A 21417-nucleotide genomic window follows, 5' to 3' on the forward strand; every position below is an offset into this window, starting at 1 on the left:
TTTTACGGTGCGCGCCCGGCTCGGGTTGCTCCCGCGTGGGGCGGGGGTGTTACTTATTCATACCCCGGCTGCTGGGGTGGGCATGGCGTGAATAAGAGTGGTTATTGTTGCACCGATAGTGGCCAATCGACGGCATTTCTCGGGTGGACCTATCCAGTTATAGCTCATGCCTGAAAACTGCCAAAAAAAACGGCGATCATTTTAATGATCGCCGTTTATGTCTACGGGCTATCGATTCAAGGCATCAGCACTTCAATCGAGCCATCGGCGGTCATGCTGACCTGGCTGGTGCCGGCTTCGACATCCGGCGTCACGGGGGCGGCGTCCATGGCGGCCGCTTTCATCATCATCGGCGCGCGCAGGTAAGGCTGTGGATAACCGCTGCTGTTGAGGTTCAGGTTGACGATTTTGTAGCCTTTGCCGCCGAGGGCATCGGTGGCCAGTTGGGCGCGGGCCTTGAAGGCGGTCACGGCGTCCTTGAGCAGGGCGTCTTCACTGGTCTTGCGGGTCGGGGTGGCAATGGCGAAGTCCATGCCGCCCATTTTCAGGTCGGTGAGCAGCTCGCCAGTCAGCTTCGACAGCGCGGCGAAGTCCGAGCTTTCCAGGCGCAATTCGGCGCGCTCGCGCCAGCCGGTGATTTTCTGGCCCTTGGTGTCGTAGATCGGGTAGCTGTTGCGACTGCCCTGGCGCAGGGTGATGTCCTTGACCTGCTTGGCCTGGGCCAGCGCCTTGTTCATGGTGGTGCTGACGTCGGCGGCGAGTTTGGCCGGGTCGCTGTTCTGTTCTTCGGTGTAGAGCGTCACGATCATCAGGTCGCGAGCCACTTCCTGACTGACTTCGGCGCGCAGGGAAATCTGGTTGTAATGCAGTTCGTCGGCGGCCAGGGCCGGGAGGCTGGCGACGGTGCCGAGACTCAGGGCGAGGAGGGCGGCGCTGCGGCGGAATGTGTGCATGAAGGCTCCTTGAAAGGTGCGCAGGGGTATGGTCCGGGCCTGCGTGAAACCATCAGACTCTAGCTTTTATGCTCTGGTTCGCACAGTTACAACTTCTATACAGATGCATGCGGCCTTTTGTAGGTGCGAGCTTGCTGTGGCGAGGGGGCTTGCCCCCGTTCGGCTGCGAAGCAGTCGCAGATTGCCTCACTTGGTTCAACCGATAAAATGCGGCGGCAGGTTTTAGGACTGCTTCGCAGTCCAACGGGGGCAAGCCCCCTCGCCACAGAGTTCATTGCACGCAGTTCCACGCCAATGACTGTGGCCGTTTGCCGCACTTTTGCCTGTCAGCCCCCGCGCTTGGTTATACTCCCTGCGATCCGCCTGGAGCGCTCATCAGGAGAGCTCATGCTCGCCCCCGTTCAAATCACTTCCGCCACTCGCCAGAACCTCTGGCGGCTGACATTCATCCGCACATTGGTGCTGGCCGCCCAGGCCGGTTCCGTGGGCCTGGCCTACTGGCTCGAATTGTTGCCTCTGCCCTGGTTTCAACTGGCTGCGACCCTCGCTTGCTCGATGCTGTTGTGCGTGTTCACAGCGATTCGCCTGCGTACCTCGTGGCCGGTGACCGAGCTCGAATACGCCGTGCAACTGGCTTGCGACCTGTTTATCCACAGCGCATTGCTGTATTTCTCCGGTGGCTCGACCAACCCCTTCGTCTCCTATTACCTGGTGCCGCTGACCATTGCCGCCGTGACGTTGCCATGGCGTTATTCGGTGATCCTCTCGGGTATCGCGTTGACGATGTACACACTGCTGCTGGCGCAGTTCTATCCGTTGCAAACCTTCCCCATCGCCCGGGAAAACCTGCAGGTGTACGGGATGTGGTTGAGTTTTGCCCTCGCGGCTGCGGTCATCACGTTTTTCGCCGCGCGCATGGCCGAAGAACTGCGTCGTCAGGAAGAGCTGCGCGCCATTCGTCGCGAAGAAGGCCTGCGCGATCAGCAACTGTTGGCCGTCGCCACCCAGGCCGCTGGTGCCGCCCATGAACTGGGTACGCCGCTTGCGACCATGAGTGTGCTACTCAAGGAAATGCGTCAGGACCACCCTGACCCGATGTTGCAGGATGACCTGAGCGTGCTGCAGGATCAGGTCAAGTTGTGTAAAGAGACCTTGCAGCATCTGGTGCGCGCCGCAGAGGCCAATCGCCGGTTGGCGGTGGAGATGCAGGACGTCACCGACTGGCTTGATGAAGCCCTCAATCGCTGGCACCTGATGCGCCCGGAAGCCAGCTATCGCTTCCAGCGCCTCGGCCAGGGCCCTGTACCCCGTATGGCGCCGCCGCCGGACTTGACCCAGGCGTTGCTGAACCTGCTGAACAATGCCGCCGATGCCTGCCCCGAAGGGCTGCAGGTGACGCTGGACTGGGATTGGGAAAATCTCACCATCAGCATCCGTGACCATGGCGCCGGTGTACCGCTGGCCATCGCCGAGCAAATCGGCAAGCCGTTTTTTACCACCAAGGGCAAAGGTTTCGGCCTGGGCCTGTTTTTGAGCAAGGCCAGCGTGACACGCGCCGGCGGCTCAGTGAAACTCTACAGTCATGAGGAAGGCGGCACACTCACCGAGCTGCGCCTTCCCCGTGTCGCCCGAGGAGACGAACATGAGTGAAGAGATCCAAGTCGAAGGCGAAGAACTGCCGCATTTGTTGCTGGTCGATGACGACGCCACATTCACCCGCGTCATGGCCCGCGCTATGGCTCGCCGCGGTTTTCGCGTCAGTACTGCCGGTTCCGCCGAAGAAGGCCTGGAACTGGCCAAGGCCGATCTGCCGGATTACGCCGCCCTGGACCTGAAAATGGACGGCGATTCGGGCCTGGTGCTGCTGCCCAAGTTGCTGGAAATGGACCCGGAAATGCGCGTGGTGATCCTCACCGGTTATTCGAGCATTGCCACCGCTGTCGAGGCGATCAAGCGCGGTGCCTGCAACTACCTGTGCAAACCGGCGGACGCCGACGACGTGCTGGCGGCGCTACTGTCCGAACACGCCGATCTCGACAGCCTGGTGCCGGAAAACCCGATGTCCGTGGACCGCCTGCAGTGGGAGCACATCCAGCGCGTGCTGACCGAGCACGAAGGCAACATCTCCGCCACTGCCCGCGCCCTGGGCATGCACCGCCGCACCCTGCAGCGCAAACTGCAGAAGCGTCCCGTTCGCCGCTGAACCTGCGCTGAACGAATGCGGGCCGTATCTCGCGACAAACCGGACCGATCATCTATGATCGGTTCGTGCGTGTTCTTTTCTTTATCGAGCCTTATCCATGAATCAGAACGCTGAGTATTCCGCGGTCAACGACGCCGTGCGCGGGCAGTTTTTTCGCAAAGTGTGGGCGATGATCACGCCTTACTGGCGCAGTGAGGAGAAGGTCAAGGCCTGGACACTGCTGATCGCGGTGATTGCGCTGTCGCTGATCAGCGTGGGGATCTCGGTGTGGTTCAACACCTGGTACAAGGACTTCTATAACGCCCTGCAAAAGAAGGACGAGGCAGCATTCTGGCAACTGATCCTGTATTTCTGTGCGATTGCGGCGGTGGCGATCGTCGGCGCGGTGTATCGGCTCTACCTGACGCAGATGCTGACGATCCGCTGGCGGGCGTGGCTCACCGAAAAGCATTTCAGCCGTTGGCTGGCGGACAAAAACTACTACCAGCTGGAGCAGGGCGGTTACACCGATAACCCGGACCAGCGGATTTCCGAAGACCTCAACAACTTCACCTCCAATACCCTTGAGCTGGGTATCGGGCTGCTGCGCAATATCGTCAGCCTGGTGTCGTTCTCGATCATTCTGTGGGGCGTGTCGGGCAGTATCGAAGTGTTCGGCATCACGATTCCCGGCTACATGTTCTGGTGCGTGCTGGTTTACGCCGTGGTGGGCAGTTGGCTGACGCATTTGATCGGTCGTCGCCTGATCGGTCTGAACAACCAACAACAACGCTTCGAAGCCGACCTGCGTTTCTCCATGGTGCGGATTCGCGAGAATGCCGAAAGCATCGCGTTGTACAACGGCGAGCCGAACGAAAATCGTCGGTTGAGCAGTCGTTTCGGGATGGTCTGGCATAACTTCTGGGACATCATGAAAGTGTCCAAGCGCTTGACGTTTTTCACCGCCGGTTACAGCCAGGCAGCCATCATCTTCCCGTTCATCGTTGCCTCGCCGCGTTACCTCTCCGGCAAGATCGAACTGGGCGAACTGATGCAGATCAGCTCGGCGTTCGGCAATGTGCAGGAAAGCTTCAGCTGGTTCATCAGCGCCTACCAGAGCCTCGCTTCCTGGCGCGCCACCTGTGATCGTCTGCTGAGCTTCCACCAGGCCATGCGTGACAACGAAGAGCGTGCGCCAGCGATCGACGTGCAGAATTCGGGCTCCGTCCTGAAGGTGCACAACCTCGGCCTCGACCTGGCGGACGGTCGTCACCTGCTGACCAACGCCGACATGACTGTGGAGAAGGGCGAACGCGTGATGCTCAGCGGTCGCTCCGGCAGCGGCAAGTCGACACTGCTGCGGGCAATGGGGCATCTGTGGCCGGCCGGCCATGGCAGTATTCGCCTGCCATCGGCGCGTTACCTGTTCCTGCCGCAAAAACCGTATCTGCCGATTGGCACCCTGTGTGATGTCCTCAGTTATCCACAGCCCGGCGATACCTATCCGAACGAGCGCTACGTGCAGGTGCTGGAAACCTGTCGTTTGCCGCACCTGATTGCCCGTCTCGACGAAGCCAACCACTGGCAGCGCATGTTATCTCCGGGTGAGCAGCAGCGCCTGGCCTTTGCCCGTGCGCTGCTTTATGCACCGCAATGGCTGTACATGGACGAAGCGACCTCGGCGATGGACGAAGAAGACGAGGCCACGCTGTACCAGGCGCTGATCGATGAATTGCCGGGGCTGAGCATTGTCAGCGTCGGCCATCGCAGCAGCCTCAAACGCTTCCATCCGCGGCACGTTCGTATCGAGAATGGCCATCTGGTGGACCAGGCCGTGACCGCGTAAATACCCCCGATTCCTTGTAGGAGCGAGCTTGCTAGCGATGGACTTGAAAGCGCCGCGTTTATTCAGAAAGCACGCGTTATCGTTAGCCTCCATCGCGAGCAAGCTCGCTCCTACATGGGGCGGTGGTGATCGTACAACCGCGTTGCGCTATGATGCGCTTTCAGCCGCCGAACTTTTCGAGACCGATGTTCACCATGGAAAACCCGATCGACACACCACGCCTCCCACGCAAGCGCCGCAGCCTCGCTCAGGAACTGGTGACGGTGCTGTCCGAGCAGATCCGCGACGGTCATCTCAAGCGTGGCGACAAGTTGCCCACCGAGTCGGCCATCATGGATGCCCATGGTGTCAGCCGCACGGTGGTGCGCGAAGCGATATCCCGTCTGCAGGCGGCCGGCCAGGTGGAAACCCGCCATGGCATCGGCACCTTCGTGCTCGACACGCCGAGCCCGAGTGGCTTTCGTATCGATCCGGCGACCGTGGTGACCTTGCGCGATGTGCTGGCGATCCTGGAGTTGCGCATCAGCCTGGAAGTGGAGTCCGCCGGCCTGGCGGCGCAACGTCGCAGTCCGGAACAACTGGCCAACATGCGCGCCGCCCTCGATGCGTTGAATGAAAGCGCCGCCCACGCCAGTGACGCCGTGGCTTCGGACTTCGCCTTTCACCTCGAAATAGCGCTGTCCACAGGCAACCGTTATTTCACCGACATCATGACCCACCTGGGCACCAGTATTATCCCGCGCACACGGTTGAATTCCGCGCGCCTGGCCCATGACGACCAGCAGCACTACATGGGGCGTCTGAGCCGTGAGCACGAGGAAATCTACGACGCCATCGCCCGCCAGGATTCCGATGCGGCGCGGGCCGCCATGCGTTTGCACCTGACCAACAGTCGTGAACGGTTGCGCCATGCCCATGAAGAGGCTGAGGCGCAGCGGGGCTGAGTGTACTGATCCAATCCTGTGTTGGACTGACAGATTGCCTTCGCGAGCAAGCCCGCTCCCATACTTGATCTGTGTCGTGCACAAATTGTGAGTTCGCAGAAACTCAAATGTGGGAGCGGGCTTGCTCGCGAAAGTAAGCCATCCCACAAAACCTTCAGTCAGCCTCTGTTGTACTTATCCCTCGCCACAATCCTCCGACAACGTATCTCCTGAGCACCTGTTTTTCGAGGTGTGATCATCCCTGTCTTTTTCCGCGTAAGCCAATAAAACAAGGGTTGTACGTATTCGTGTCGAACAAATTTCACCCCCAGCGATGAAATGCAGTTGACGGTTGTATTTTAAGTTGTACGATGACCTACAACTTCGGCGCAGGCTGAACGGTTATCTCACACAACGTCGCTATCCAGGGTGTTCGAATAATGAATCCACAAGAACTGAAGTCCATCCTCTCTGCCGGTCTGCTGTCTTTCCCGGTCACCGATTTCAATGCTCAGGGCGACTTCAATCGCGCGGGTTACATCAAGCGTCTCGAATGGCTGGCCCCATACGGCGCCTCGGCGCTGTTCGCCGCGGGCGGTACCGGTGAGTTCTTCTCTCTGGCGGCCAGCGAATATTCGGAAATCATCAAGACTGCGGTCGACACTTGCGCCACCAGCGTGCCAATCCTGGCCGGCGTGGGCGGTTCGACCCGCCAGGCCATTGAATACGCACAGGAAGCCGAGCGCCTGGGCGCCAAGGGCCTGTTGCTGCTGCCGCACTACCTGACTGAAGCTAGCCAGGACGGCGTTGCCGCCCACGTTGAAGCCGTGTGCAAATCGGTCAACATCGGCGTGGTGGTCTACAACCGTAACGTCTGCCGCCTGACCGCGCCGCTGCTGGAACGCCTGGCCGAGCGCTGCCCGAACCTGATCGGCTACAAGGATGGCCTGGGTGATATCGAGTTGATGGTGTCGATCCGTCGTCGCCTCGGTGATCGCTTCAGCTACCTGGGTGGCTTGCCGACCGCCGAAGTCTACGCCGCGGCCTACAAGGCACTGGGCGTACCGGTCTACTCCTCGGCGGTGTTCAACTTCATCCCGAAAACCGCGATGGACTTCTACCACGCGATCGCTCGCGAAGATCACGCCACCGTCGGCAAGATCATCGACGACTTCTTCCTGCCGTACCTGGACATCCGTAACCGCAAGGCCGGTTATGCCGTGAGCATCGTCAAGGCCGGGGCAAAAATTGCCGGCTACGACGCCGGTCCCGTGCGTGCACCGCTGACCGATCTGACCGGCGAAGAGTACGAAATGCTCGCCGCGCTGATCGACAAGCAGGGCGCGCAGTAACACCCGATAAACCAGGGCCGCTGAGCGATCAGCGGCTTTTTGCGTGAGGAGAACATCTCGTGGCAGATGCAAAGCGTTTAGATAACTACATCAATGGCGAATGGGTCGCAGCCAGCGATTACTCGACCAACATCAACCCGTCCGAGCTGAGCGACGCCATCGGCGACTACGCCAAGGCTGATCTGGCCCAGGTCAACGCTGCCATCGAAGCTGCCCGTGCGGCGTTCCCGGCGTGGTCCACTTCCGGCATCCAGGCGCGCCACGATTCCCTGGATAAAGTCGGCACTGAAATCCTTGCCCGTCGCGAAGAACTCGGCACCCTGCTGGCCCGGGAAGAGGGCAAGACCCTGCCCGAAGCCATCGGTGAAGTGACCCGCGCCGGCAACATCTTCAAGTTCTTCGCCGGTGAATGCCTGCGTTTGTCCGGCGACTATCTGCCGTCGGTGCGTCCGGGCGTCAACGTTGAAGTCACTCGCGAAGCCTTGGGTGTGGTCGGTCTGATCACGCCGTGGAACTTCCCGATCGCGATCCCGTCGTGGAAAATCGCCCCGGCCCTGGCCTACGGTAACTGCGTCGTGCTCAAACCGGCGGACCTGGTTCCGGGTTGCGCCTGGGCCCTGGCGGAAATCATCTCCCGCGCCGGTTTCCCGGCAGGCGTGTTCAACCTGGTAATGGGCAGCGGTCGCGTAGTCGGCGAAGCGCTGGTCAACAGCCCGAAAGTCGATGGCATCAGCTTCACCGGTTCGGTCGGTGTCGGTCGTCAGATCGCTGTGAACTGCGTGTCGCGTCAGGCCAAGGTGCAGCTGGAAATGGGCGGCAAGAACCCGCAGATCATTCTCGACGATGCCGACCTCAAACAAGCGGTCGAGCTCTCGGTACAGAGCGCGTTCTACTCCACCGGCCAGCGTTGCACAGCTTCGAGTCGCTTTATCGTCACCGCCGGCATCCACGACAAGTTCGTCGAAGCCATGGCCGAGCGCATGAAGTCGATCAAGGTCGGCCATGCGTTGAAGGCCGGTACCGACATCGGTCCGGTGGTCTCGCAAGCGCAACTTGAACAGGACATGAAGTACATCGACATCGGCCAGTCCGAAGGTGCACGACTGGTCAGCGGCGGTGGTCTGGTGACCTGTGACACCGAGGGCTACTTCCTCGCGCCGACCCTGTTTGCCGACAGCGAAGCGTCGATGCGCATCAGCCGCGAAGAGATCTTCGGCCCGGTGGCCAACATCGTCCGCGTCGCCGATTACGAAGCTGCGCTGGCCATGGCCAACGACACCGAGTTCGGGCTGTCGGCGGGCATTGCCACCACCTCGCTGAAATACGCCAACCACTTCAAGCGCCACTCCCAGGCCGGGATGGTGATGGTCAACCTGCCGACCGCCGGTGTGGATTACCACGTTCCGTTCGGTGGGCGTAAAGGTTCATCCTATGGATCACGTGAGCAAGGTCGCTATGCGCAAGAGTTCTACACGGTCGTGAAAACCAGCTACATCGGTTCGTAACAAGAAACACCGCGGTATTGGCAACGATACCGCGCCCCCTGTAGGAGCGAGCTCTGCTCGCGATGGTCTCGAGATTGCGAAGTGCAGCCTGATGCCCAGCGTCATCGTTGACGACCATCGCGAGCAAGCTCGCTCCCACAAAGCACCGTTATTACCCGCATAAAAATAATCAGTGGGAGTACATCTACATGCAATCGACCAAGCCGACTCACGTCCGCTATCTGATCCTGCTCATGCTGTTTCTGGTGACCACGATCAACTACGCCGACCGGGCTACCATCGCAATCGCCGGCTCCAGCCTGCAGAAAGACCTGGGCATCGACGCCGTTACCCTCGGCTACATCTTCTCCGCATTCGGTTGGGCCTACGTGGCCGGGCAAATCCCCGGCGGCTGGCTGCTGGACCGTTTTGGTTCGAAAAAAATCTACGCGTTGAGCATCTTCACCTGGTCGCTGTTCACCGTCCTGCAGGGTTATGTCGGCGAGTTCGGCATGTCCACAGCCGTGGTTGCGCTGTTCATGCTGCGCTTTCTGGTGGGCCTGGCCGAAGCGCCATCCTTCCCCGGCAACGCGCGCATCGTCGCAGCCTGGTTTCCGACCGCTGAACGCGGCACCGCTTCGGCGATCTTCAACTCGGCGCAATACTTTGCCACCGTGTTGTTCGCTCCACTGATGGGCTGGATTGTCTACGCCTTTGGCTGGCAGCATGTGTTCATCGTCATGGGCGTGATCGGCATCATCTTCTCCGGGATCTGGCTGAAGGTGATCTACAGCCCGCGCCAGCATCCGATGATCAACGATGCCGAGTTCAAGCACATCGCCGACAACGGCGGCATGGTCGACATGGACCAGGACAAAGGCAAAGGCAAAGGCAACAAGACCGACGGTCCGAAGTGGGACTACATCCGTCAACTGCTGACCAACCGCATGATGCTCGGCGTGTACCTGGGCCAGTACTGCATCAATGGCATCACTTACTTCTTCCTGACCTGGTTCCCGGTGTACCTGGTGCAGGAGCGTGGCATGACCATCCTCAAGGCCGGTTTCATCGCGTCCTTGCCGGCGATCTGCGGCTTCATCGGTGGTGTGCTAGGCGGGGTGATTTCCGATTACCTGTTGCGCAAAGGCCATTCCCTGACCTTCGCCCGCAAGGCGCCGATCATTGCGGGCCTGCTGGTTTCCAGCAGCATCGTGGCCTGCAACTACGTGGATGTCGAATGGATGGTCGTCGGCTTCATGGCCCTGGCGTTCTTCGGCAAAGGCGTTGGCGCACTGGGGTGGGCCGTGGTGTCCGATACTTCGCCCAAGCAGATCGCCGGTCTGAGCGGTGGCCTGTTCAACACCTTCGGTAACCTGGCTTCGATCACCACCCCGATCGTCATCGGCTACATCATCAGCTCCACCGGTTCGTTCAAGTGGGCGCTGGTGTTCGTCGGTTGCAACGCGCTGGTCGCGGTGTTCAGTTACCTGGTGATCGTAGGCCCGATCAAGCGTGTGGTGCTCAAAGAGCCTCCCGCAAATGGTTCTGAAGCCCCTGGCAAATTGTCTCAAGCGCATTCCTGAGGAGCGGCGTCATGCAGTTGATTGAACATTCCGACTCGCCGCGCTACATCCGCCTGCACGAGCGGGATAACGTAGTGATCGTGGTCAACGATCAGGGCGTACCGGCCGGTACCGAATTTGCGGACGGCCTGGTGACCGTGGACTTCGTGCCACAGAGCCACAAGGTCACCCTGGAAGACATTCCCGAGGGTGGCCGGGTGATTCGCTACGGCCAGGTCATTGGCTACGCCTTGCAGTCGATTCCCCGCGGCAGCTGGGTCAAGGAAGATCAACTGCGCATGCCGACCGCGCCACCGCTGGACAGCCTGCCGCTGTCCACCGACGTGCCCGCCGCGCAAGCACCGCTGGAAGGTTTCACCTTCGAGGGATATCGCAACGCTGACGGCACCGTCGGCACGCGCAACATCCTCGGCATCACCACCACCGTGCAATGTGTGACAGGGGTGCTGGACCATGCGGTCAAGCGCATCAAGGCCGAGTTGCTGCCCAAGTATCCGCACGTCGATGACGTGGTGGCCCTGACCCACAGCTACGGCTGTGGCGTGGCGATCACCGCCACCGACGCGTACATCCCGATTCGCACGGTGCGCAACCTGGCGCGCAACCCGAACCTGGGCGGCGAAGCGCTGGTGATCAGCCTGGGCTGCGAGAAATTGCAGGCCGGGCAGGTGATGCACGAGAACGACAGTTCGGTGGATTTGAGCGAGCCATGGCTGTACCGCTTGCAGGACTCCAGCCACGGCTTCACCGAGATGATCGAGCAGATCATGGAACTGGCCGAAATCCGTTTGAAGAAGCTCGATCAACGTCGCCGGGAAACCGTGCCGGCGTCCGAGCTGATTCTCGGCATGCAGTGTGGTGGCAGTGATGCGTTCTCCGGCATCACCGCCAACCCGGCGCTGGGTTACGCATCGGATCTGTTGCTGCGTGCGGGTGCGACGGTGATGTTCTCCGAAGTCACCGAAGTGCGCGACGCGATCTACCTGCTGACGTCCCGCGCGCAGACCAAGGAAGTCGCTCAGGAGCTCGTGCGGGAAATGGACTGGTACGACCGTTACCTGGCCAAGGGTGAAGCGGATCGCAGCGCCAACACCACGCCGGGGAACAAGAAGGGCGGGCTGTCGAACATTGTCGAGAAGTCCCTTGGTTCGATCGTCAAATCCGGCAGCAGCGCGATCACCGGCGTGCTCGGCCCTGGCGAGCGCTTCAAGGAAAAAGGCTTGATCTTCTGCGCGACGCCGGCCAGCGACTTTGTCTGCGGGACGTTGCAGTTGGCGGCGGGGATGAACCTGCACGTGTTCACCACCGGTCGCGGCACGCCTTATGGGCTGGCCATGGCACCGGTGGTCAAGGTCTCGACCCGGACTGAATTGGCGCAGCGCTGGCCGGACCTGATCGACATCGACGCAGGGCGCATTGCCACCGGCCGCGCATCGATCGAGGAGCTGGGCTGGGAGCTGTTCCACTACTATCTGGACGTGGCCAGCGGCAAGAAGCAGACCTGGGCGGAGCAGCACAAGCTGCATAACGACATCACCCTGTTCAACCCGGCGCCGATTACCTGAGACCGCGTTATCGTTCTTCGCGAGCAAGCCCGCTCCCACAAGGATTGCGCTGAACCTGTGGGAGCGGGCTTGCTCGCGAAGGCGGTCGACCAGACACCGAAGGACTTGGTGGCTTATCATTAGCCCCCTAACGACGCCCACCCCAAGGTCCTCTCCGGCATGCTGGCAATATTCCTCGAAACCCTGAACATCACCGCGCCGGTATTCGCCATGCTGTTTCTGGGTGCGCTGCTCAAGCGCATCGACTGGATCAACGACAATTTCATCCACACGGCGTCGGCCCTGGTGTTCAACGTCACCATGCCGGCGCTGCTGTTTCTGGGCATTCTGCATGCCGACCTGCACGCGGCGTTGCAGCCGGCGCTGCTGATCTATTTCTCCCTCGCGACCCTGGTGGGCTTTGCCATCGCCTGGGGCTGGGCGATCTGGAAGTGTCCGCGGGAAGATCGGGGGATCTACACCCAGGGCGCCTTTCGCGGTAACAACGGGGTGATCGGCCTGGCGCTGGCGGCCAGCATGTACGGCGACTACGGGATTTCCCTCGGGGCGATCCTCGCGGCGCTGGTGATCCTGTTTTACAACACGCTGTCGACCATCGTCCTGGCGGTGTACAGCCCGGTGATCAAGTCCGATCCGTGGAGCATCTGCAAAAGCGTGTTGAGCAATCCGCTGATCCTCAGCGTGATGGCGGCGGCGCCTTTCGCCTATTTCAAGATCGGCTTGCCAGGCTGGCTGGAGACCTCCGGCCAGTACCTGGCGCAAACCACCTTGCCACTGGCGCTGATCTGCATCGGCGGCACCCTATCCATGGCGGCGCTGCGCAAAAGCGGCAACATGGCGTTGAGTTCAAGCCTGGTGAAAATGATCGGCTTGCCGGTGCTGGCGACGCTGGGCGCGTGGTTGTGGGGTTTTCGCGGCGCGGAACTGGGGATTCTGTTTCTGTACTTCGGCAGCCCGACCGCCGCTGCCAGTTTTGTGATGGCGCGGGCGGCCGAGGGCAATCATGAACTGGCGGCGGCGATTATCGTGATCACCACGCTGATGGCGGCGGTCACCACCAACGTCGGGATCTTTTTGTTGCAGTGGGGTGGGTGGATCTGACCCTGGAGTTTGTGGCGTTCTTCAGGGCCTCATCGCGAGCAAGCTCGCTCCCACAGGTTTCGTTGTTGTTAATCAAACTCTGTTCACACCGAAGCCCCCTGTGGGAGCGAGCTTGCTCGCGATGGCGCCAGATCAGGCAACCTGAATTTCAATGACTCACTCAGGTTGCTGATAGCTGTCGATCACTTCCTGCGCCGCGCGAAACGCATCGATCGCCGCCGGCACGCCGGCATACACCGCACAATGCAGCAACGCCTCGCGAATTTCCTCCACGGTGCAGCCGTTGTTCAAGGCCCCGCGCACGTGACCTTTCAATTCCTGCGGGCACTTGAGCGCGGTCAGGGCGGCGAGGGTGATCAGGCTACGGGTTTTCAGCGGCAGGCCTTCGCGATTCCACACGCCGCCCCAGGCGTGTTCATTGACAAAGTCCTGCAGCGGCTGGGTGAACTCGGTGGCGTTGCCCAGTGCGCGGTCGACGAAGGCGTCGCCCATTACTTGGCGACGAACTTCAACGCCGGTTTTTTTATTCTCGGTCATGGGGCTTCCTTCTTATGGTGTTGGCGATGCCAGGCGCGTAGCGACGTGAACAGCAAAAACGCCACCAGCGCCGGCAGGACGAAAAACAGCATCAGGTGTTCCAGCTTGCCGGCCAGTGGCATGCCGGTGGTGAACGACACCACGTGCAGCCCATACGCCAGGTACAAACCCAGAAACAACAGGCCTTCGGCGCGGGTCACCCGGTAGCCGGAGTAGAACACCGGCAGGCAAAGCGCCGCGACGCCGAGCATCACCGGCAGGTCGAAATCCAGGGCATTGGGCGACACCGACAGTGGCGATGGCGCCACCAGGGCAGTAAAGCCGAGCACGCCCAGGAGGTTGAACAGGTTGCTGCCAATCACGTTGCCCACGGCAATATCACGTTCGCCGCGCATCGCCGCGATCAACGAAGTGGCGAGCTCAGGCAGTGAGGTGCTGACGGCGACGATGGTCAGGCCGATGATCCGCTCCGACAACCCAAGATCGGTGGCGACCACAACCGCGGCACCCAGCAGCAAGTGCCCGGCGTACACCAGCATCGCCAGCCCGGCGACGATCATCAGCAGGCTGCTCAGCCATGGCGCTTGCGCATGATGGTCATGGCTCGATACCGGGCGTGCAGAGTGCCGCGACTGGCGCAGCAGCAACCCCAGGTAAATCGCCAGTGCCGTCAGCAGCATCACGCCGTCGACACGGGTCAGTTCTTCATTCCAGGCGAGTACGAACACCAGCAGGCTGGCACCGATCATCAGTGGAATATCCAGGCGCACCAGTTGCCGGGAAACCCGCAAAGGAATGATCAGGGCGGACAGCCCGAGGGTGACGAGGATGTTGAAAATGCTGCTGCCGATCACGCTGCCGACGGCGATGTCGGCATTGTGCGCCAGGGTCGCCTGCAGGCTGACCGCCATTTGCGGTGCGCTGCTGCCGAGGGCGACGATGGTCAGGCCGATGATCAACGGGCGTATGTGCAACCGCGCGGCAATGCGTACGGCGGCGCGCACCATCAATTCGGCGCCGACAATCAGCAGGAGCAATCCGCTGAGCAATTCGATCACGCTGATCAGGGGTAAATCGGCTAGTCCGAAAATGGTCGGGGCTCCATCGCTCAGTCGTCGAGGGCTTGCACGCGAACCCGCGCGGTGCCGCTGCGCAGCATGCCCAGGCGCTCGGCGGCTTCCTTGGACAGGTCGATCAGGCGGCCCCGGGTGTGCGGCCCGCGATCATTGATGCGCACCACGCAGGATTTGTCGTTATTCAGATTGGTGACCTTCACCCGTGTACCGAAGGGTAGCTGGCGATGGGCGGCGGTCATGGAATTCATGTTGAAACGCTCGCCGTTGGCGGTGCGTTTGCCTTGGTGTTTGGCGCCGTAGTACGAAGCCACGCCGGTTTTGTCGTAACCATGCGGATCGACGGTGTCGGTGCTGGCGCAACCGGCCAGGAGCGAGAGGAGGGCGCATAATCCAAGTAGACGCTTCATTTAAAGCTTCCAAAAACAAATGTGGGAGCGGGCTTGCTCGCGAATGCATTCTGACAGTCAACTTTGTGTTGAGTGCCGAACAGCATTCGCGAGCAAGTCGAATCGTCGCACCGCCGCTCCCACAAGGGAATGGAGCCAGATTGCCGGGCTGGCTCCATTCTCATCAGCCTTCGAGCTTGCTTTTCAGCAGTTCGTTAACCTGCTGCGGGTTGGCCTTGCCCTTGGAGGCTTTCATGGCCTGGCCGACGAAGAAGCCGAACATCTTGCCGCGCTTGGCTTCGTCTGCCGCGCGGTATTGTTCGACCTGCTCGGCGTTGGCCACGAGCATTTCGTCCAGCACCGCCGAGATCGCGCCAGTGTCGGTCACTTGCTTGAGGCCGCGCTTGTCGATGATCTCGTCCGCGCTGCCTTCGCCGTTCGCCATCGCTTCAAACACCACCTTGGCGATTTTGCCGGAGATGGTGTTGTCCTTGATGCGCAGCAGCATGCCGCCCAGAAGCTCGGCGCAAACCGGTGACTGTTCGATGTCCAGGCCTTGCTTGTTGAGCAAGCTGCCCAACTCGACCATCACCCAGTTCGCCGCCAGCTTGGCGTCGCCGCTGATGCTTGCGACCTTCTCGAAGTAGTCCGCCTGCTCGCGGCTGGTGGCCAGCACGTTGGCGTCGTACGCCGACAGACCGAACTGCGCCTGGAAACGTTCGCGCTTCTGCGGTGGCAATTCCGGCAGGGTGGCGCGCACGTCGTCGAGGAAGGTGTTTTCGATCACGACTGGCAGCAGGTCCGGATCAGGGAAGTAACGGTAGTCGTTGGCTTCCTCTTTGCTGCGCATCGGACGGGTTTCGTCCTTGTTCGGATCGTACAGGCGGGTCTGCTGGATCACCTTGCCGCCGTCTTCGATCAGCTCGATCTGACGTTGGATTTCGCTGTTGATCGCTTTTTCGATGAAGCGGAACGAGTTGACGTTCTTGATCTCGCAGCGGGTGCCGAACTCGGCCTGGCCTTTCGGACGGATCGATACGTTGCAGTCACAACGCAGCGAGCCTTCGGCCATGTTGCCGTCGCAAATCCCCAGGTAACGCACCAGCGCGTGGATCGCCTTGACGTAAGCCACGGCTTCCTTGGCGCTGCGCATGTCCGGTTCGGAAACGATTTCCAGCAACGGCGTGCCTGCACGGTTCAGGTCGATGCCGCTGGCGCCGCTGAATTCTTCGTGCAGGCTTTTGCCGGCGTCTTCTTCAAGGTGCGCGCGGGTGATGCCGACACGTTTGACCGTGCCGTCTTCCAGGGCGATGTCCAGGTGGCCCTTGCCGACGATCGGCAATTCCATCTGGCTGATCTGGTAGCCCTTGGGCAGGTCCGGGTAGAAGTAGTTTTTACGGGCGAACACGTTGTGCTGGCCGATCTCGGCGTCAATCGCCAGACCGAACATCACCGCCATGCGCACCGCTTCCTGGTTCAGCACCGGCAGCACGCCGGGCATGCCCAGGTCTATCAGGCTGGCCTGGGTGTTCGGCTCGGAACCGAACGTGGTGGAACTACCGGAAAAGATTTTCGACCGGGTGGTGAGCTGGGTGTGAATCTCCAGCCCGATCACGACTTCCCATTGCATGTGTGTCTCCTCAGAAGCCGGTTGGGGTGCGAGTGTGCCAGTCAGTGTTCAGCTGGTACTGGTGCGCAACGTTGAGCAAGCGGCCTTCCTGGAAATATGGGGCGAGCAGTTGCACGCCGACCGGCAGGCCATCGACGAAGCCTGCAGGCATGGACAAGCCCGGCAGACCGGCGAGGTTGGCGGTAATGGTGTAGACGTCTTCCAGGTACGCAGCGACCGGGTCGCTGTTCTTGGCGCCGAGCTTCCAGGCCGGGTTCGGCGTGGTTGGGCCGAGGATGATGTCGACCTCATTAAAGGCCGCCATGAAGTCGTTCTTGATCAGGCGACGGATCTTCTGCGCCTTGAGGTAGTAGGCATCGTAGTAACCGGCGGACAGCGCGTAGGCACCGACCATGATCCGGCGCTGCACTTCCGCGCCGAAGCCTTCACCACGGGAGCGCTTGTACAGGTCTTCCAGGTTTTTCGGGTCCTCGCAGCGATAGCCGAAGCGCACACCGTCGAAACGCGACAGGTTGGAAGAGGCTTCCGCCGGGGCGATCACGTAGTACGCAGGAATCGCGTGCTGCATGTTCGGCAGGCTGATTTCCTTGATCACGGCGCCGAGCTTTTCCAGCTCCTTGATGCTGTTGTGGATCAGTTCGGCAATGCGCGGGTCGAGACCGGCGCTGAAGTATTCCTTCGGTACACCGATGCGCAGGCCTTGCAGCGAGCCGTTGAGGCTGGCGCTGTAGTCCGGCACGGGTTCATCGATGCTGGTGGAGTCGTTCGGATCGAACCCGGCCATACCTTGCAACAAAATCGCGCAGTCTTCGGCCGTGCGCGCCAACGGGCCGCCCTGATCGAGACTGGAGGCGTAGGCGATCATGCCCCAGCGCGAAACACGACCGTACGTCGGTTTCAGACCGGTGAGGTTGGTCAGGGCTGCCGGCTGACGGATCGAACCGCCGGTGTCGGTGCCGGTGGCAGCCGGCAACAGACGAGCGGCCACCGCCGCCGCCGAACCACCGGACGAACCGCCCGGCACGTGTTCCAGGTTCCACGGGTTTTTCACCGCGCCGTAGTAACTCGACTCGTTGGCCGAACCCATGGCGAATTCGTCCATGTTGGTCTTGCCCAGGGTCACGGCCCCGGCGGCAGCCAGCTTGGCGACGACAGTGGCGTCGTACGGTGCTTTAAAGTTGTCGAGCATCTTCGAGCCGCAACTGGTGCGAATGCCCTGGGTGCAGAACAGGTCTTTGTGGGCGATCGGCGCGCCGAGCAGGGCGCCGCTCTCACCATTGGCCCGACGGGCGTCAGCGGCTTTCGCCTGCGTCAGCGCCAGGTCTTCGGTAAGGCTGATGAAACTGTTGAGCTGTGGGTCGAGCTGGGCGATGCGCGCCAGCAGGACTTTGGTCAGCTCTTCGGAGGAAAACTTTTTATCGGCGAGTCCGCGGGCGATCTCGGCCAGAGTCAATTGATGCATTGAAGGCTCTTTCCCTTTAGTCGATGACTTTCGGAACCAGGTACAGGCCGTTTTCGACCGCTGGTGCGATGGACTGGTAGGCCTCGCGGTTATTGGTCTCGGTCACGACGTCCGCGCGCAGGCGCTGGCTTGCTTCCAGCGGGTGGGCCAGCGGTTCGATACCGTCGGTATTGACCGCCTGCATTTCGTCGACCAGCCCGAGAATGCTGTTGAGGGCCGAAGTGATGTGTGGAAGATCGGCATCATTGAGGCCCAGACAGGCCAGATGAGCGATTTTTTCCACGTCGGAGCGTTCTAGCGCCATTGGGATTCTCCAGTGGAAAACAAAACGGACCGCGTCCGTGTGTTAGATTGTCGGAACACTACCGCACTTCTACGGTCATAAGGCCGCGATTGTGGGGCTTGGTGCACAGAAAAGCGTCCAATTTAACATATTGGCGCCTTGCCCAAAATCCCTGTCGTTGTTAGAGTTTGCCGCACTTTTTTACCCACGCGTTGCCTAGGGTCCCTTTCCCATGTTCAAGAAACTGCGTGGCATGTTTTCCAGCGATCTTTCCATTGACCTGGGCACTGCCAACACCCTTATTTACGTGCGCGAGCGCGGTATCGTCCTGAATGAGCCCTCCGTTGTGGCCATTCGGACACACGGTAACCAGAAAAGTGTCGTTGCTGTCGGCACCGAAGCCAAGCGCATGCTCGGCCGTACTCCGGGCAACATTGCTGCCATTCGTCCGATGAAGGACGGCGTGATCGCCGACTTCAGCGTGTGCGAAAAAATGCTGCAGTATTTTATCAACAAGGTTCACGAAAACAGCTTTCTGCAGCCTAGCCCGCGTGTGTTGATCTGCGTTCCATGCAAATCCACCCAGGTTGAGCGTCGCGCCATCCGCGAATCGGCCCTTGGCGCCGGTGCCCGTGAAGTGTTCCTGATCGAAGAGCCAATGGCCGCTGCGATCGGTGCCGGCTTGCCGGTCGAAGAAGCCCGCGGTTCGATGGTCGTGGATATCGGTGGCGGTACCACCGAAATCGCGCTGATCTCCCTGAACGGTGTGGTTTACGCCGAATCCGTCCGCGTTGGCGGCGACCGCTTCGACGAAGCGATCATCACCTACGTGCGCCGCAACTACGGCAGCCTGATCGGTGAATCCACCGCCGAGCGCATCAAGCAGGAAATCGGCACGGCCTACCCGGGCGGCGAAATTCGCGAAGTCGACGTTCGTGGCCGTAACCTGGCCGAAGGCGTTCCACGCGCATTCACCCTGAACTCCAACGAAGTGCTGGAAGCTCTGCAAGAGTCCCTGGCAACCATCGTTCAGGCCGTGAAAAGCGCCCTGGAGCAATCGCCTCCGGAACTGGCTTCCGACATCGCCGAGCGAGGTCTGGTACTGACCGGTGGTGGCGCCTTGCTGCGTGACCTGGACAAATTGCTGGCCCAGGAAACCGGTCTGCCGGTGATCGTTGCCGAAGACCCGCTGACCTGCGTTGCTCGCGGCGGTGGCCGTGCATTGGAAATGATGGATAAACACACCATGGACCTGCTTTCCAGCGAATAAGTCGCCGGATCGCTTCTATGCTGTTGAGCGCGCAGGCGGCACTTTGCAGTGCTGCCTGTCCGCGTTTATCTTCTGTCAGTCTGCATCCAGGCCGGATTGCTGTCGTATGAATAAACAGAACATTTGCCTGGGAGGAGCGGCTTATTAAACCGCTTTTCACCAAGGGCCCTTCACTGGGCGTGCGCCTGTTGGTGCTGGTCGTGCTATCGGTCGCGCTGATGGTGGTCGATGCCCGTTTCAGTCTGCTCAAGCCTGCACGCAGCCAGATGTCGCTGGTGCTGATGGACGCCTACTGGATCACCGACCTGCCCGGACGACTCTGGGAAGGCGTTGCCAGTCAGTTTGGCAGCCGGACCGAACTCGTCGCCGAAAACGAGAAACTCAAGACCGAGAACCTGCTGTTGCAGGGGCGCATGCAGAAGCTTGCCGCCCTGACCGAGCAGAACGTTCGGCTGCGTGAGTTGCTCAACTCTTCGGCACTGGTCAACGAGAAGGTCGAAGTGGCCGAGTTGATCGGCATGGACCCCAACCCCTTCACCCATCGCATCATCATCAATAAAGGTGAGCGCGACGGCGTGGTCCTCGGTCAACCGGTACTCGATGCCCGTGGCCTGATGGGCCAGGTGGTCGAGTTGATGCCCTACACCTCCCGCGTCCTGCTGCTGACCGACACCACCCACAGCATTCCGGTGCAGGTGAACCGTAACGGTTTGCGGGCGATCGCCAGTGGCACCGGCAACCCGGAGCGCCTCGAGTTGCGGCATGTGGCCGATACCGCCGACATCAAGGAAGGCGACTTGCTGGTCAGCTCCGGTCTCGGCCAACGTTTTCCGGCCGGGTACCCGGTGGCGACGGTCAAGGAAGTGATTCACGATTCCGGCCAGCCGTTTGCCATTGTCCGAGCCGTTCCAACCGCCGCCTTGAACCGCAGCCGCTACCTGCTGCTGGTATTCAGCGACAACCGGACTGCCGAAGAGCGCGTCAACGCTGCCGCCCAGGCCCAGGAAAGCCTGGATGCACAGGGCGGTGGGCCGACCCTTCCGACGACGGTTCCGAAAGTGGTCAGCCCCGCGGTCCCCGCCGCACCGGCTGCCGCACCGGCTATACCTGCCACGGCGGCGCCTGCAGCGACGGCCCCCGCCAAGCCAACCACCACGCCAGCCAAGCCTGCGGCCACGCATCCTGCGGCGGCTAAACCGCCGGCGGCGCAACCCGCTGCCGCGAAGCCTGCCGCCAAACCGCCAGTCTCCGCGCCGGCCACTCCAGTGGGGAGAGAATAATGGGCGGTGTAAAAGCATCCCGAAACGGCTGGATAGTCTGGCTGACGTTCGCCGTCGGTCTGCTGCTGAGCGTTTCACCTCTGCCGCAATTCATGGAAATCCTGCGCCCGCTGTGGCTGGCCTTGTTGCTGGCATTCTGGGCGCTGAACCTGCCGCAGACCGTCGGGATGGTGACGGCGTTCTGCCTGGGGCTGGCTGAAGACGTGCTCTACGGTACCTTGCTGGGTCAGAACGCCTTGATCCTGACGCTCATCACCTATCTGGTGCTGGCGCTGCAACAACGCTTGCGGATGTTCCCGATGTGGCAGCAGAGTCTGGTGATCCTGGTGATCTTCGGCCTCGCCCAGCTTGTACAACTCTGGCTCAGTGCCTTGACCGGCAATCGTCAGCCGACGCTGGCGCTGGTGCTGCCGGCACTGGTCAGTGCATTGCTCTGGCCCTGGATCAGTTTCGGTTTGCGCGGATTGCGTCGACGTTACAAAATCAATTAATTCGCTCAGGCAT

At 60.9% G+C, this 21417-nt stretch carries 19 protein-coding genes; 12 read left to right on the forward strand and 7 right to left on the reverse strand.

The genetic code is table 11. The annotated features are described in order from the left end of the window. Positions 1-236: 236 nt before the first annotated feature. Positions 237-953, reverse strand: a complete 717-nt coding sequence (locus tag KSS91_RS04580; RefSeq protein WP_015093475.1) for an SIMPL domain-containing protein — start codon at positions 951-953, stop codon at positions 237-239. Positions 954-1340: 387 nt separating this feature from the next. Between KSS91_RS04580 and KSS91_RS04585 the strand changes: the two genes are divergently transcribed. The 9 genes from KSS91_RS04585 to KSS91_RS04625 all read left to right on the forward strand — a co-directional run bounded on the left by KSS91_RS04585 (position 1341) and on the right by KSS91_RS04625 (position 12989). Further along, complete coding sequence (locus KSS91_RS04585) at positions 1341-2603, forward strand: ATP-binding protein (RefSeq protein ID WP_102698840.1); 1263 nt, start codon at positions 1341-1343, stop codon at positions 2601-2603. After that, positions 2596-3156: a response regulator transcription factor gene (locus KSS91_RS04590; protein ID WP_007973041.1), complete on the forward strand. Its 561-nt coding sequence runs from the start codon at positions 2596-2598 to the stop codon at positions 3154-3156. Before KSS91_RS04585 ends, KSS91_RS04590 begins: the two co-directional genes overlap by 8 nt. A gap of 97 nt (positions 3157-3253) precedes the next feature. Continuing rightward, on the forward strand, positions 3254-4981 hold the full coding sequence (locus tag KSS91_RS04595) for an ABC transporter ATP-binding protein/permease (protein WP_015093477.1): 1728 nt from the start codon (positions 3254-3256) through the stop codon (positions 4979-4981). A gap of 194 nt (positions 4982-5175) precedes the next feature. Next, positions 5176-5925, forward strand: coding sequence for a FadR/GntR family transcriptional regulator (locus tag KSS91_RS04600; RefSeq protein ID WP_015093478.1), 750 nt, complete (start codon positions 5176-5178; stop codon positions 5923-5925). Positions 5926-6344: 419 nt separating this feature from the next. Continuing rightward, positions 6345-7256: a 5-dehydro-4-deoxyglucarate dehydratase gene (gene kdgD, locus KSS91_RS04605; RefSeq protein ID WP_007981458.1), complete on the forward strand. Its 912-nt coding sequence runs from the start codon at positions 6345-6347 to the stop codon at positions 7254-7256. Positions 7257-7315: 59 nt separating this feature from the next. After that, entirely contained in the window at positions 7316-8761 is a 1446-nt protein-coding gene (locus tag KSS91_RS04610) for an aldehyde dehydrogenase family protein (RefSeq protein ID WP_217837187.1), read from the forward strand. Positions 8762-8949: 188 nt separating this feature from the next. Further along, positions 8950-10323 (forward strand): MFS transporter, encoded by a 1374-nt coding sequence (locus tag KSS91_RS04615; protein WP_217837188.1) that lies wholly within the window; start codon positions 8950-8952, stop codon positions 10321-10323. Between the two features lie 11 nt (positions 10324-10334). Then, the gene (gene garD / locus KSS91_RS04620) at positions 10335-11888 is read left to right on the forward strand and encodes a galactarate dehydratase (protein WP_217837189.1); all 1554 of its coding nucleotides are present in this window, start codon (positions 10335-10337) and stop codon (positions 11886-11888) included. Positions 11889-12047: 159 nt separating this feature from the next. Further along, positions 12048-12989 carry an AEC family transporter gene (locus KSS91_RS04625; protein ID WP_217837190.1) on the forward strand — a complete coding sequence of 314 codons (942 nt, stop codon included), beginning with the start codon at positions 12048-12050 and terminating at the stop codon, positions 12987-12989. A gap of 156 nt (positions 12990-13145) precedes the next feature. On the opposite strand, the gene KSS91_RS04630 is transcribed toward KSS91_RS04625, so the two are convergent. From KSS91_RS04630 to gatC, 6 genes are all read right to left on the reverse strand, one after another. Next, positions 13146-13526: a carboxymuconolactone decarboxylase family protein gene (locus KSS91_RS04630; protein WP_015093483.1), complete on the reverse strand. Its 381-nt coding sequence runs from the start codon at positions 13524-13526 to the stop codon at positions 13146-13148. After that, complete coding sequence (locus tag KSS91_RS04635) at positions 13523-14584, reverse strand: calcium/sodium antiporter (protein ID WP_217837191.1); 1062 nt, start codon at positions 14582-14584, stop codon at positions 13523-13525. Before KSS91_RS04635 ends, KSS91_RS04630 begins: the two co-directional genes overlap by 4 nt. 50 nt (positions 14585-14634) lie before the next feature. After that, positions 14635-15009: a septal ring lytic transglycosylase RlpA family protein gene (locus KSS91_RS04640; protein WP_008051680.1), complete on the reverse strand. Its 375-nt coding sequence runs from the start codon at positions 15007-15009 to the stop codon at positions 14635-14637. A gap of 163 nt (positions 15010-15172) precedes the next feature. After that, a complete protein-coding gene (gatB, locus tag KSS91_RS04645; RefSeq protein WP_217837192.1) occupies positions 15173-16618 on the reverse strand; it encodes an Asp-tRNA(Asn)/Glu-tRNA(Gln) amidotransferase subunit GatB in 1446 nt (481 codons plus the stop codon). A gap of 10 nt (positions 16619-16628) precedes the next feature. Further along, on the reverse strand, positions 16629-18080 hold the full coding sequence (gene gatA, locus KSS91_RS04650; protein ID WP_007976467.1) for an Asp-tRNA(Asn)/Glu-tRNA(Gln) amidotransferase subunit GatA: 1452 nt from the start codon (positions 18078-18080) through the stop codon (positions 16629-16631). Positions 18081-18096: 16 nt separating this feature from the next. Continuing rightward, positions 18097-18384, reverse strand: a complete 288-nt coding sequence (gene gatC / locus KSS91_RS04655; protein ID WP_007976465.1) for an Asp-tRNA(Asn)/Glu-tRNA(Gln) amidotransferase subunit GatC — start codon at positions 18382-18384, stop codon at positions 18097-18099. Positions 18385-18595: 211 nt separating this feature from the next. On the opposite strand from gatC, the gene mreB reads away from it, so the two are divergent. The 3 genes from mreB to mreD all read left to right on the forward strand — a co-directional run bounded on the left by mreB (position 18596) and on the right by mreD (position 21404). Further along, positions 18596-19633 carry a rod shape-determining protein MreB gene (gene mreB / locus KSS91_RS04660; RefSeq protein WP_015093487.1) on the forward strand — a complete coding sequence of 346 codons (1038 nt, stop codon included), beginning with the start codon at positions 18596-18598 and terminating at the stop codon, positions 19631-19633. A 143-nt stretch (positions 19634-19776) separates the two neighbouring features. Continuing rightward, complete coding sequence (gene mreC / locus KSS91_RS04665) at positions 19777-20913, forward strand: rod shape-determining protein MreC (protein ID WP_126049266.1); 1137 nt, start codon at positions 19777-19779, stop codon at positions 20911-20913. Next, positions 20913-21404 carry a rod shape-determining protein MreD gene (mreD, locus tag KSS91_RS04670; protein ID WP_007970244.1) on the forward strand — a complete coding sequence of 164 codons (492 nt, stop codon included), beginning with the start codon at positions 20913-20915 and terminating at the stop codon, positions 21402-21404. The genes mreC and mreD overlap by 1 nt, the downstream gene beginning before the upstream one ends. Positions 21405-21417: the final 13 nt, after the last annotated feature.

Source organism: Pseudomonas azerbaijanorientalis, assembly GCF_019139795.1.
In the GTDB taxonomy this organism is placed as follows: domain Bacteria; phylum Pseudomonadota; class Gammaproteobacteria; order Pseudomonadales; family Pseudomonadaceae; genus Aquipseudomonas; species Aquipseudomonas laurylsulfatiphila.

Bases quoted from the DNA above. Each gene is read 5' to 3' on its own strand.
- KSS91_RS04580 (WP_015093475.1), bottom strand. From the start codon at position 953: ATGCACACATTCCGCCGCAGCGCCGCCCTCCTCGCCCTGAGTCTCGGC.
- KSS91_RS04585 (WP_102698840.1), top strand. From the start codon at position 1,341: ATGCTCGCCCCCGTTCAAATCACTTCCGCCACTCGCCAGAACCTCTGG.
- KSS91_RS04590 (WP_007973041.1), top strand. From the start codon at position 2,596: ATGAGTGAAGAGATCCAAGTCGAAGGCGAAGAACTGCCGCATTTGTTG.
- KSS91_RS04595 (WP_015093477.1), top strand. From the start codon at position 3,254: ATGAATCAGAACGCTGAGTATTCCGCGGTCAACGACGCCGTGCGCGGG.
- KSS91_RS04600 (WP_015093478.1), top strand. From the start codon at position 5,176: ATGGAAAACCCGATCGACACACCACGCCTCCCACGCAAGCGCCGCAGC.
- kdgD (WP_007981458.1), top strand. From the start codon at position 6,345: ATGAATCCACAAGAACTGAAGTCCATCCTCTCTGCCGGTCTGCTGTCT.
- KSS91_RS04615 (WP_217837188.1), top strand. From the start codon at position 8,950: ATGCAATCGACCAAGCCGACTCACGTCCGCTATCTGATCCTGCTCATG.
- garD (WP_217837189.1), top strand. From the start codon at position 10,335: ATGCAGTTGATTGAACATTCCGACTCGCCGCGCTACATCCGCCTGCAC.
- KSS91_RS04625 (WP_217837190.1), top strand. From the start codon at position 12,048: ATGCTGGCAATATTCCTCGAAACCCTGAACATCACCGCGCCGGTATTC.
- KSS91_RS04630 (WP_015093483.1), bottom strand. From the start codon at position 13,526: ATGACCGAGAATAAAAAAACCGGCGTTGAAGTTCGTCGCCAAGTAATG.
- KSS91_RS04640 (WP_008051680.1), bottom strand. From the start codon at position 15,009: ATGAAGCGTCTACTTGGATTATGCGCCCTCCTCTCGCTCCTGGCCGGT.
- gatB (WP_217837192.1), bottom strand. From the start codon at position 16,618: ATGCAATGGGAAGTCGTGATCGGGCTGGAGATTCACACCCAGCTCACC.
- gatA (WP_007976467.1), bottom strand. From the start codon at position 18,080: ATGCATCAATTGACTCTGGCCGAGATCGCCCGCGGACTCGCCGATAAA.
- gatC (WP_007976465.1), bottom strand. From the start codon at position 18,384: ATGGCGCTAGAACGCTCCGACGTGGAAAAAATCGCTCATCTGGCCTGT.
- mreB (WP_015093487.1), top strand. From the start codon at position 18,596: ATGTTCAAGAAACTGCGTGGCATGTTTTCCAGCGATCTTTCCATTGAC.
- mreD (WP_007970244.1), top strand. From the start codon at position 20,913: ATGGGCGGTGTAAAAGCATCCCGAAACGGCTGGATAGTCTGGCTGACG.